Raw genomic sequence first — 12323 nt, 5'->3', positions numbered from 1 at the left:
CGGGCTGTTCAGCGCGGCATGGTGGCCGTCCTCCCCATAGGGCTCAACCGCCGCCCGGCCCGGTCACCATGTCGTGGTACGGGTCCTTGGGCGCGGGGACGCGCCGTACGGCGGTGACGTCCAGTGCGGGGCTCGCGTCGTCCGTTCCCACCTTTCCGGTGGGATGCCAGGTGCCGGTGACGGTCACCCAGGCGTCGGCGGGCGGCGCCGAGGCCCCGTGCACCCGCACCTTGCGCACCTGGGCGTCGGCGGCGCAGCAGCTGATGACGAGGCGGCTGACGTACCAGGTGCCATCGCGCCCTGGGGTGACGAAGCCGGTGAGCCGGACGGTACGGCCCTTCAGGGTGCGGTCGGTGTCCCAGACCGCACGGGAGCTGAAGTCGTTCAGCGACATCGGCACCACGCCGGTGTCCGGCAGGGCCGGGAAGAGGCTGTCGCCGGACGACGACGAGGAGGGGGCCTTGGGCGCCTTCGCCTCGTCCCGCGATGCGGTGTACGAGCCGAGGGCGGGCGGCGCCAGGAACAGGATGGTCAGGGCTGGTACGTACAGCAGCCAGGCGACCTTGGGGCCGCCCGCGTGGCTGTGGCCGTGGCCGTCGTCATGGTCCTGGGCGCCGTCCGTGCGGGGGCGGTTGAACGGGAAGCCGTCGCGGGCGGCGCTGACCGCGCCGAGCGCGATCAGCAGCACCCCCGAGGCGATGAGCGCGGGCCGCAGGCCCTCGCGCACATAGCGCAGATACAGATCGGTCAGCAGGGAGATATGCAGCAGACCGACCCCGAGGAAGAGCAGCAGCAGCACCTGGACATTGCGCTTCACAGCAGCCACCACCCCACCAGAGTGCTGCACAGCATCGCCACGACCCAGGTGGCCGACGAGAAGCGCACCGCGAAGGCGCGTCCGAAGGTGCCGGACTGGAGGGCGATGAGCTTGAGGTCCACCATCGGGCCGACCACCATGAAGGCGAGCCGGGCGGTGGGCGAGAATCCGCTGAGCGAGGCGGCCACGAACGCGTCGGCCTCCGAGCAGACCGCGAGGACCACCGCGAGCAGCCCCAGCATGGGCAGCGAGAGCCACAGGGAGTCGGAGAAGAGCCGCAGCACGGAGTGCGGCACCGCCACATTGAAGGTGGCCGCGGCCGCCGCGCCGACCACGAGGAAGCCCCCGGCGTGCAGAAAGTCATGCTGGAGCGAGACCCGGAACTCCTCCGCGCGACTGGCGCCGGGAGTGTGCCCGGCCGGTCCCTTCGGCAGCCGCAGCCACTCCTCGCGGCCCGCCCGGATCCACAGCCAGCCCATGGCGACGGAGGTCAGCAGCGAGGCGATCAGCCGGGCGGCGACCATCCACGGGTTACCGGGGAAGGCCACATAGGTCGCGACCAGCACAATCGGGTTGATGGCCGGGGCCGACAGCAGAAAGGCCAGCGCCGCCGCCGGGGGCACCCCGCGCCGCATCAGACTCCCGGCCACCGGCACCGACGCGCATTCGCACCCCGGCAGCACCGCCCCGGCGGCACCGGCCACGGGTACGGCGAGCGCCGGATTGCGCGGAAGTACCCGGGTGAAAACCCACGCCGGTACGAACGCGCTGATGGTGGCCGACACCACCGTGCCCAGCAGCAGAAACGGCACACCCTGGATGACGATCGCGGTGAACACCGTCCGCCAGGCCGCCACCGCACGGCCGTCCAGCGCCGCGGTGATATCCGGCCTCAGAACGATGGCCACACCGCCGAGCACCACCACCGGCAGGCCCGCGACCAGGGCCAGAGTGCTGACGCGCACGGCCGTGCGCAGCCCTCCGGCCTCCTCGGCCTCGACATCGCCGTGCATCTCCCCTCCCCCGGGCCCCGAGGCGGGGCCCGGGGGTCACCTTAGCGGGGGCCGGAGTGGGCGGAGGCATCGCACCGGGCCACCACCCGATAGGCGTTGGACATCTTCCCGAGCCCCGCCAGCGGCTTGAGCAGCAGCCGGTCAAGGGTGGTCGCGACCACAAGGGCCGGCACGCCCGCCAGCAGGATCGCGCAGCGCAGCAGCCATCGGAGCCGGCCGGGCGGCTTGGCCAGGGAGGGGGAGTCGTCGGGCGGGGCGATCGCGTTGAGCGCCAGCCAAACGGCACCGAGCAGGTCGACCGTGTCCGACGGCTCGCGGTGCTCTTCGACGGTCACCGTGAAGCCCAGCGCGGTCAGCTCCTCGCGGAGGTTGGCCACCGTAACGAAGTGCAGATGCTGGGGCTGGAGCCAGGGGAGCCAGAACCGGCCGAAGAGCCGGCCGAACCAGCACTCCGGGTCGGGCACCTCGATCAGCAGATGGCCACCGGGCCGCAGGGCGCGGCGGGCGGCGCGGAGTTCGGCCCGGGGGTCCGTGCTGTGCTCCAGGTAGTGGAACATGCTCACCACGTCGTAGCTCCCGGCCAGGCGCTCCTCGGCGAGCTCGGGGAAACTGCCGCGGATGGCACGGTCGATACGCCCCGTCCGCTCGGCCAGTTCGACCCCGGCGGTGAAGTCCAGTCCGTCGAAGCGGGTGTCCGGGAAGACGGTACGGGCCACTTCGGGGAAGTGGCCGTGTCCCGTGCCGACGTCGAGCCAGGTCTTCGGGGGCTCGGCCGAGGGCTCCTGGAACATCGCCCGCCGCCGGTACACCTTGTCCCGTCCGGCGAAGACATTGCCGAGTTCGATCTCCCCCATCCCGTCGTAGAAGTCGCGGTAGTAGAACTCCAGGCCGTCGCCGTTCAGCCTGGGGTTCTGGAAGACATGGCGGCAGTCCCGGCATGTGTCGAGCCGGAAGCGGCCGGGTTTGTTCTGGTACCGGTCCTTGGTGAGCAGCCGCCGCGCCAGCCACGTCGAGCCGCACCACGGGCAGTCCGTGCGGCGCGGTTCGAAGAACCGCTCGGTGCCCCGCATCAGATCGGCCTGGTAGCGGGGGCGCAGGGCGGCGACGGTCTCGGCGCGGGACGGCTTCTCCGGTGTGCGGGGTATGGCACTCTCGCGGCTCATCGTTCCCCTCCCGGGTTCGCGGTGGTGTGGGTGGCGGCGGTTCCGGTGGCCGGCCGCTCCACGCGGGTGACGGCGCTCGCGGTGGCCAGCCGTTCCAGGTGGGCGGCGGCCGCGGTGGCGCCGCCCGCCGTGCGGAAGGACGCGCTCACGCGCTCGGCGGCGGCGCGGTACCGCGGTTCGTCCAGTACGGCGTCGAGCGTCTCGCCGAGCGCCGCCGCGCGTACCCTCCCGAAGCGCACCCGGATACCCGCGCCCGCGTCCACCACCTGGGCGGCCACCACGGGCTGGTCGTCCCGGATGGGGGCCACGACGAGCGGAACGCCGTGCCACAGGGTTTCGCAGACCGTGTTGTGGCCCGCGTGGCACACCACCGCGTTCACGCGCTTCAGAAGGGTGAGTTGGGGGACGTAACGGCACACCAGGACGTCCTTGTCGTCCGGGGCGGCGGGGGCGTTCCGGACCTCGGGGGCGGCAGGGGTGTTCCGGACGTCCGGGGTGGCCCGGGCGAGTACACCGTCGGGATCGACGATGACCGTCTGGAACCGCCCGGCCCGCGCCCGTACGGCCTCCAGGCACTCGGTGAGGAAACGCGCCCCCGCATCGGTGTTCGCGGTGCCGAGCGTGACCAGGACGGCGGGGCGCGCCGGGTCCAGCCACGCCCAGGGGAAGTCCGCCGTGGCCGGCCGCTCGGCGATCGACGGGCCCACGTAGTGGATACGGTCGCCCGCCCGGGCCGGTCGTCCGGCCAGCTCCTCGGTGGTGAAGGCCAGGACCAGATCCGGTGAGAACCGGGGGTCGGCCGTGCCCTCCGGATCCCCGATCCGGCCCCGCACCTCGGCCATGAGCCCGTCCAGCCAGGCGTCGATCTTGGGCATGCCGTCCAGCGCTCCCGTGAACTCCGCCGAGGTGGTGGCGGACGTGGCCCAGCACACCCCGAGCCGTTCCGCCACCAGTCCGCCCGCCACGGTCTGCTGGTCGGCGATCACCACATCGGGGCGGAACTCCCCGATGGCCTTGGCCACGCCCGGGGCCATGGCCTCGGCGAGCGGCACCAGGAACCGCTCCCACAGGAACTTCAGCGCCGCCGGTCCGCGTACGTCCGGTGGCCGGTCCGCCCCGCCCTCGCCCAGCACCGGCCCGGCGCAGCGGTAGACCGTCGCCCCCTGCCCGGTCAGCCGCTGGACGACCTCGGGCATTCCGGCCCAGGCCACCTGGTGGCCCCGCGCGGTGAGTTCGGCCGCGACGCCCAGGGTGGGATTGACATGGCCGACGAGCGGGGGCACGACGAAGAGAAAGCGGCGGGGTGGGACTTCCGAGGTTCTGCTCGGTTCGCTCATAGGGCATCGGCCTCCAGCGCCGCCGCGCCCACCGCCGGGGCGCCAGTGGCCGTTTCGTCCTCGTGGATCCAGGACAGCAGCAGTTCGCGGATGCGCGTGGGCGCCTCGGCGAGGACCGAGTGTCCCTGTCCCGGCAGGACGACGGTCCGGGTGCCGGGCAGCACCGACTCCAACCACCGCTCCTGCCCGGCGAGTTCGGAATCGGCGCCGTAGACGGCCAGCACCGGGCAGCGCACCGCGCGGACCTGCTCCTCGCTCACCACCCCGCTCGCGGGTACGTCCTCGGCGATGGTGGTGGTACGGACCAGGCGGGCTGCCGACTTGGCCAGCCGTGCGGTGTGGGCGCCCCGGTGGGCGCTGACCCAGGCCAGCGACTCGGCCTCATGGACGACCAGTTCGGTGGCGACGCGCCGGAGGATCCCGCTGATCTCGGTCAGCCAGCTCTCGGTGGCGGGCTTCGCCTCGATCACCGCGATACCGGCCACCCGCTCCGGATGGCGCATGGCGTAGGCGAACGCCACCGTTCCGCCGAAGCAGTTGCCCACCAGATGGACCGGCCCGGTGATGTCCAGCCGGTCGAGCAGCCGCTCCAGATCGGTGACGAAGGTGTCCAGCCGGTAGCCGGAGCCGGGGCGCTCGCTGCGGCCGTGTCCCCGCTGGTCGTACATCACCACCTCAAGACCGGCGGCGGCGAGGTCGGGGGCCACCGTGAAGTACCAGCTGGCGAGGGAGTCGGTGAGCAGACCATGGATGAGTACGGCGGTGGCGGTGGGCGGGCGGCCATCGGGCGGGGACAGCCGCTGGACATGCAGCCGGACGCCGTCCGCTCCGGTATCCGGACCGTCGTGGTCGGTGGCCTGGTCCGTGTCGTCGCCCGTACCGCTGCCCGTGCCGTCGTGTGTTTCGCGGGCGGTGTCGATCATCGCCATGGGTCAGCGCTCCCCGGCGGCCCTGACGCACCGGACGACGTACTCGACGAGCTGCCCCACGGTGAGGTCGATGATCTCTTCTAGCTCCAAGTCGGCCACGAACTCGGCGAAGTTGACCTGTCTGCCGTACCGGGCCTCCAGGCTTCCGGCCAGTGTGACCAGGTCGATGCTCTCCAGCTCCAGATCCTCGGTGAATCGGGTCTCCATGGTGATCTCGATATCGTCGAGGCCGTATTCGTCGAGCATGGTCCGGAGCATCCCGGATATCTCCGCGAGCACGGCTGGTGCGTCGGCCGGTGCCTCGGCGGCGGGTGACGGGGCGGTCTGATTGACGCTGGTCACTGATCGCTCTCCTGGTCCTGTTCCTGGTGGTCCGGGCCGGTCGTCCAGGCCACGGCGTAGTCCCTGTCCGGCAGTCCGGGCGGGTTGGCGATGGTGCGGGTGTGGACTTCGTAGCGGCGCGGTCGCTGCCCGGGGACGGTGGCCGCCACCTCGACGACGAGCCGGACCGGTGTCGTGTCGGGGCCGTCCGCTCCGGGCCGTACCTCGACGATGGTCAGATCCCGTGGTCGGTCGCGAAGGTCCCGTGGCCGGTCGCCGAGGTCCCGTGGCCCGTCGCGGGGGTCCCGTGGCCCGTCGCGGAGGCCGGTGCCCTCCGCCGTGGCCACGGCCTCCTTCGTAGCCCGGAAGGCGGTGGCCCAGCGGGCGCGTGACGCACCGCTCCGGGCCGTCACGGCCGTGAGGAGTTCCCGCTCCGCCCGGCCAAGGGCGAGGGCGTGGTCATCGCTGTCGGCCACCTCCTCGATGGCGATACCGGGGCCCGGGGCCCCGTTCGTGCGGCGCGGCACCACCAGGGCAACCCCGGCCTCGGCCCGGTGTGCCAGCGAAAGCGCCAGTTCGGGCAGGGTCCGGCCGTGGACGCCGATGGCATACGGGCGCCCCTGGGCATCCTCACGGATTCCGATCTCGGCGGGGAAGACCGGGCCTTCGCCGTGGTCCCAGAGCCGGCGCCGTACCGCGTCCTTGGCCGCGATCCGGCCCAGCAGCCACTGTCTGCGGCCGCGTGGCGCCTGGTGTTCATAGGCGGTGCGCTCGTCGCTGCTCAGGTGGTTACGCATGATCAGATCGCGGGAGGCCAGGTCGGGCCAGCGCTCATGGAGCAGTACCCAGCCGCCCGGCTGGGGCAGGGACAGCGTGTTGCGCTGTGGGAAGCGCTCCACGGGGCGGGTTTCGGGATGGTTGTCGAACCGGCGGTCCTGCCAGCCGGACAGCTCCGCCCACACCTGGCCACCGATCAGCAGCTGTGCGTCCGCTTCGAGCGTGGTATCGGTCAGCGAGGTGATTCTGATCAGGCACTCCACCGGTGTGCCGGGGGCCGGATGCGGGCCGAAGAAGCGCATCAGACGCATGCCGACCGGGAAGACCACGGTCCGTTCGGTGCGGGTCGCCATGATCCAGTAGCCGAGGAGCTGTCCCACGTTGTCCAGCAGGGCGCCGGGCGCGGGGGGTGTGGTGATCGTGCCGCGCAGATGCGACTCGCCGATCGCGGTGAGCGCGGTGAGCCCCTGGAAGGCCGGGCCGTGGAACATCCAGCGCTCGTCGTAGAGGTGTTGTGCGCTGTGGTCGGGTGTGCGCTCGGTGGCGGGGTCGGTGGGCCAGGGGGCGGGGCGGGTCGCGGGGTGGTGGGGGGCGACCTCCACGGTGGCGCGGGCGCCGCGGCCGAAGGTGGCGGTGTAGTGGCCGGACGTGGCGGGGGTGACGGTGACCGGGACGGTGCTGGGGGGCGCGGCCGTCACCCACTGATCGAAGCGGGCGCCATGGACGGCGACGGCCACGGCGCCGTCCACCCCTTGGTCCGCCGCTGTGTGTTCGGCGGCGTCCATGAGGTGGTGGACGATCGTGGTGGCCGGGACCACGGGCCAGCGGTCCGACTCATCGGGCCAGCCGGGGCGTTGGGGGAAAAAGCAGTGGTCATGGAGGTAGGGCATGGTCTCGGTGGAGACACACAGCTCGTAGGTGCGCGGGGTCGGTGTCCGGCTCGCCGCGATGACCGCGGTCGCGGTGGCGGCGGTCTCGTCGAGCAGAGCGTTGAGTTCGGCTTCCCACAACAGTGGTGGGCAATCGTTCCGCGGGGCGGAACGGGTGGGCACCACCCGACCGGCACCCGGCGACGGCGGCCGGCTACCACGGTGCGGCCCCGCTCCCCGGGACACCGCCCGCGATAGCTCATCGCGCAACTCGCTCAGACGTGGCTCGCCGAGCGAGACCAGCGAACCGTTCAGGTCCAGCCGCACCGGAGGAAGCACCGGTTTCGCCCGCGAGGCTTCAGCCTCGCTTCGCAGCGCCGGATCCACCTCCGCCCCCTCCGTCCACAGCGCCGTGGCCACGCGGCGGAGCTGCGACACACCGTCCCGGTGGGGGGAGTTGGCGGCCACCACCAGATGGTCGCGACCGTGCAGGGTGTCGCCGATGAGCGACCCCAGCTGGCCCGTGCCCACCTGGACGAATCCGCGGAAGCCCGCCTCGTACATGGCCTCGGTCAGCAGCCGGAAGCGCACCGGCTCCAGCAGATGCCGGATGAACAGCTCGCGCACGTCCGCCTCGGTCGCCGGGTACGGTGCGGCGGTCGTCCCGGACCAGACGGAGATCCTGGGCGGCAGGCGCAGCTCGAAGCGTTCCGTCACGGCTCGTATGGGGTCGAGGTAGGGCGCCAGCATCGGGGTGTGGAAACCGGATTGGAAGGGCAGGAGCTGCGCGATCACGCCCTCGGCGCGCATGGCCCGGACGAACTCCTCGACCTCCTCGCGCGGTCCGCACACCATCGACTGGCTGGGCGCGTTGTCGTGCGAGAGCACGATCCGGCCGTCCGCCCGGTCCTCGATTTCCGCGAGCACCCGTGGCGCACCGGCACCGAGGACGGCGAAGGCCAGTCCGGGCACCCGTAGCGCGTCGGGGTCGAAGGAGTCGAGGAAGGCGTCGACCTCCTCGCCCGCGTAGAGACCGCCCACGGCCAGTGCGGTCCACTCCCCCACGCTGTGCCCGGCCACCGCGTCCGGTACGACGCCCATCCGCCGCAGCGCCGCGTCCAGCAGCCGCCCGACGCCGAAGACACCGACGCCGTGGCGGCCGATGTCGCCCACGCGCGCAGTCTCTCCGACGCTGTGCCCGGCGGGGCGGGAGAGCCCGAAGTACCCGGCGACACCGTCCACACGCGGGGCGAACTCGGCTTCGAGGCCGGGGAAGACGAAGGCGAGCTTGCCGGGGTACCGTGATCCCGCGCCGAGCAGCGGCTCGGGGGTGAACCAGATGTCGTTGCGCCCCCGCCATGGGCGGCCCTTGGCCACCATGCGCCGGGCGAGCGCCAGCCGTTTCGCGGTGGGTTCGACGATGCCCAGGCGGGTACGGGCGGTCCGTCCCGTCACCGTCGTGCGTACGGTCGCGTCGTCCGCCGCCAGCAGTTCGGCCAGCCGCTCCGGGGTGTCCGCCGCCAGCGCCAGCACCCGCTCCGGTTCGATGACGACGGCCGTGGCACGCCGCGCCACCGGCACCGGCGGCGCCTGTTCCAGCACCACATGGGCGTTGATCCCGCCGAATCCGAAGGCGTTGACGGCGGCGCGCCGTACGGGCGCCTCCCAGGGCTCGGCCGCGCCGAACACCGAGAAGCGGGTGGCCGCCAGCGCCGGATGGGGGTCGTCGCAGTGCAGGGTGGGCAGCAGCTTGCCGTGGTGGACCGCGAGGGCGGCCTTCACCAGCCCCGCGACACCGGCGGCGGGCATGGTGTGGCCGATCATCGACTTCACCGAGCCGATGACGGCCGTCTCAGCCGGTGTGTCGCGAGGGCCGAACACCTCGGCCAGCGTGGCCAGTTCGGCCGTGTCCCCGGCGGGCGTCGCGGTGCCGTGCGCCTCCAGCAGCCCGATGGCGCCCGGCTCGCGCGGATCGAGCCCCGCGGCCCGCCACGCCTGCCGTACGGCCCGGGTCTGGCCGCCCGGGTCCGGGTTGACCAAACCGGTGGCGCGGCCGTCGGAGGCCACTCCGGTGCCACGGATCACGGCGTAGACGCGGTCGCCGTCGCGGAGGGCGTCGGCGAGCCGTTTGAGGACGACCACACCGGTGCCCTCGCCGATCAGCAGACCGTCGGCCGCACGGTGGAAGGGCCGGATCCGCTGGCTCGGCGACAGCGCGCGCAGCTGGGAGAAGACGCTCCACAGGGTGATGTCGTGGCAGTGGTGCACTCCGCCCGCGAGCATCACATCGCACCGGCCCGAGGCCAGCTCCCCCACCGCCTGGTCCACGGCCACGAGCGAGGAGGCGCAGGCGGCGTCCACGGTGTACGCGGGGCCGCGCAGATCGAGCCGGTTGGCGATGCGCGAGGCGGCGAGGTTGGGCACCAGACCGATGGCCGCCTCGGGCCGGTCCGGGCCGAGCCGCTCGGTGAACGCGGCGCGTACGAGGTCGAGTTGGCCGGGGTCGAGGTCGGGCAGCAGCTCGCCGAGGGTCCGTACGAGCTGATGGGCGGTGCGCACCCGCTGGTCCAGCCGGACCAGCCCGGGGGTGAGATAGCCGCCCCGGCCCAGCACCACGCCCACCCGCTGCCGGTCGGACAGCCGGTCCTCACCGCCCGCGTCGGTGATGGCCGCCGCCGCGACACCCAGGGCGATCAGCTGGTCGGGTTCGGTGCCGGACACCGAGTTCGGCATGATGCCGAACCGGGCGGCCTCGACCCGGGCGAACTCGTCGACGAATCCGCCCCGTCGGCAGTACACCCGGTCGGGCGCGGCCGGTGTGTCGCCACCGCCGTCCGGGGCGTAGAAACCGGCGTCCCAGCGCTCGGCCGGTACGTCGCTGATCGCGTCCACGCCGCCGACCAGGTTGCGCCAGTACGTGTCCAGGTCCGGCGAGCCGGGCAGCAGCACGGACATCCCGACGATGGCCACCGGCGGCTGCGAATGCCCCTCCGTCACGCTCACCAGCCGGAGGCGGTGTAGACGACGGACCCCGTGGACCCCTCGCCCCAGGCCAGCTCGCGCAGCAGCGCCAGCGTGCCCTCCTCGGGGTCGATGAGCGAGATGCCGCGCCGGGCGTACTCACGGCCGAGCTCCGGTGTGACCATCCCGCCGTGGACTCCGGCCGGTGCCCAGGGGCCCCAGTGCACGGTCAGCGCCCGGCGGCCGGTGCGGTCCCGCCAGCGTGCGCCGAGGGTCTCCAGCGCGTCGTTGGCCGCCGCGTAGTCCACCTGGCCACGGTTGCCCAGGACGGCGGCGATGCTGCCGAACAACACGGCGAACGCCGGGGGTTCGGGCAGCTCCGCGAGCGCGTCCAACAGTGTCCGGGCCCCCTCCACCTTGGTGCCGTACACACGCTGGAAGGACTCGGCGGACTTCTCCGTGATCAGCCGGTCCTCGATCACCCCGGCCCCGTAGACCACACCGTCCAGCCGTCCGTGGTCGGCGTGGATCTGCTTCACCGCCTGGAGCACCGCTTCGGCGTCGCGGAAGTCCACCGAGCGATAGCGGACCCGGGCGCCGAGCGCGTTCAACTCCTCCACGGTGGCGGTCACTTCGCGCCGCGCCAGAATCCGGGCGGCCTCCCGCTGGATCTCGGCGGGCCCCAGCCCGCCCCGGGCCGCGAGCGCCGCGCGCAGGGCCGTCTCGTCGCGGGCCCCGGCGATGGCCGGGTCCTCGGGACCGACGGGCTCCGGCGTACGGCCGAGCAGCTCGATCCGGCAGCGGGCGGCGGAGGCGAGGGTGGCGGCGAACCGCGCGGTGATGCCCCGCGCCCCGCCGACCAGGACCACCACCGCGTCACGGTCCAGACCGAGCGCGGTGGCCTCCGCCGCGCCGTCCCCGGCGGGCCCCGCACCCGAACCGGCCAGCGTACCCAGCGGGGTCTCCACGAGATCCAGGCTGTGCCGCCGCCCTTCGACGGTGCGCAGCACGACGGGCAGCGTACGGTCCGGGGCAAGCAGTTCGTCGAGCAGGCCGTCGGCAATGGCGTCGATGGACACGGCCACGGTGGTGGGCTTGGGCGTGTCGCCGGACACGGCTGCGGCGGTGGACACGGCCACGTCAGCGAACCCGGGCACGTCGGCCGGCCCGGCCACGGCGATGGACGCGACCGAGTCGGCGGGCCCGGCCACGGGGACGGGTCCGGCAGCATCGAGGGACTCAGCGACGCCGGTGGGCCCTACCACGTCGCTGGGCCCGGCCACGGTAACGGGCCCGGCTGCGTTGGTGGGACTGACCACGTCGATGGACCCGGCTGCGTCAGCCGACCCGGCCACGTCGGTGGGCCCGGCCACAGGGACGGACCCGGCTGCGTCGGCGGAGTCGACCGCATCGGCGGGGAACTCCACCAGCCTGGTGATCGTGTCCGGATACTCCCTGGCCACCGTGCGGAAGACCCCGCGCAGTCCGGCCGTGCGCGCGTCGAGCGGGTCGGTGCGGCGGATCGCCAGCAGCCAATGCGGGGCGCGCCGCAGTGCCGACTGGAGTGGGGTGAACGCCTCCGGCAGCACCGGCGCGCCGGAGGCGGCCAGCGGGTCGAGCAGCAGCACACCGTCCACCCGGCCGTCGTCCTCCGCGAGCTGATGGTCGGCGGCGAGGACGACGGTCTCGGCACCGCGCTCGCCCAGGCGGGTAGCCACCGCCGCGGCCACCCCGTCACCGTCCCCGCCGAGCAGGGCGAAGCGCCGACCGGTCAGATCGGGTGGCGCGGATCCGCCCACGTCCGGTGCGCCGAGGGGCACGGGCACGAGGGGCACGGGCATCAGCCGCAGCCGCTTGGGCGCCACACCGGCCACGGCCACCGGCTCGGCCGCGGCCACCGGCTCGGCCTTGGGCTGGGTCACCGGCTCCGGTTCATCGGGCGGCGGTGCGATGGTCGCGGTGGCGGGTGCGAGACGAGCGGTGAGCCAGTCGGTGACGGCGGCGGTCGTACGGGCCCTGGCCAACTCCTCCAGCTCTTCATCGCCCAGAGTGGCGGTGGTCCCCCCCCCCCCCCCCACGCGTCGCGCCCACCCCCCCCCGGTCTCGGCTCCGCTTTTGGGGGCCGTGGTTGGATCT

The 12323-nt window shown here is 73.2% G+C and carries 8 protein-coding genes; all 8 read right to left on the bottom strand.

Annotated elements, in window-relative coordinates; all coding sequences use genetic code 11:
- Positions 1 to 43 precede the first annotated feature (43 nt).
- Positions 44 to 817 (bottom strand): TIGR03943 family putative permease subunit, encoded by a 774-nt coding sequence (locus NQU54_RS30555; RefSeq protein WP_069873903.1) that lies wholly within the window; start codon positions 815 to 817, stop codon positions 44 to 46.
- A complete protein-coding gene (locus NQU54_RS30550; RefSeq protein WP_069873900.1) occupies positions 814 to 1830 on the bottom strand; it encodes a permease in 1017 nt (338 codons plus the stop codon). Before NQU54_RS30550 ends, NQU54_RS30555 begins: the two co-directional genes overlap by 4 nt.
- A gap of 41 nt (positions 1831 to 1871) precedes the next feature.
- Positions 1872 to 2993 (bottom strand): class I SAM-dependent methyltransferase, encoded by a 1122-nt coding sequence (locus tag NQU54_RS30545; protein WP_257633864.1) that lies wholly within the window; start codon positions 2991 to 2993, stop codon positions 1872 to 1874.
- Positions 2990 to 4330 carry a glycosyltransferase gene (locus NQU54_RS30540; RefSeq protein ID WP_257633863.1) on the bottom strand — a complete coding sequence of 447 codons (1341 nt, stop codon included), beginning with the start codon at positions 4328 to 4330 and terminating at the stop codon, positions 2990 to 2992. Before NQU54_RS30540 ends, NQU54_RS30545 begins: the two co-directional genes overlap by 4 nt.
- Positions 4327 to 5259 (bottom strand): alpha/beta fold hydrolase, encoded by a 933-nt coding sequence (locus tag NQU54_RS30535; RefSeq protein WP_257633862.1) that lies wholly within the window; start codon positions 5257 to 5259, stop codon positions 4327 to 4329. Before NQU54_RS30535 ends, NQU54_RS30540 begins: the two co-directional genes overlap by 4 nt.
- A gap of 3 nt (positions 5260 to 5262) precedes the next feature.
- A complete protein-coding gene (locus NQU54_RS30530; RefSeq protein ID WP_257633861.1) occupies positions 5263 to 5601 on the bottom strand; it encodes an acyl carrier protein in 339 nt (112 codons plus the stop codon).
- The gene (locus NQU54_RS30525) at positions 5598 to 10223 is read right to left on the bottom strand and encodes a beta-ketoacyl synthase N-terminal-like domain-containing protein (protein WP_372506089.1); all 4626 of its coding nucleotides are present in this window, start codon (positions 10221 to 10223) and stop codon (positions 5598 to 5600) included. Before NQU54_RS30525 ends, NQU54_RS30530 begins: the two co-directional genes overlap by 4 nt.
- Positions 10224 to 10225: 2 nt before the next feature.
- A partial coding sequence (locus NQU54_RS50230; protein ID WP_257633859.1) for an SDR family NAD(P)-dependent oxidoreductase occupies positions 10226 to 12323 on the bottom strand: 2098 nt, incomplete at its 5' end.

The organism is Streptomyces malaysiensis subsp. samsunensis, from assembly GCF_024519315.1.
Classification (GTDB): Bacteria; Actinomycetota; Actinomycetes; order Streptomycetales; family Streptomycetaceae; genus Streptomyces; species Streptomyces malaysiensis.
The sequence above is the reverse complement of the archived record's forward strand: the minus strand, read 5'-3'. Positions and strand labels throughout refer to the sequence as shown.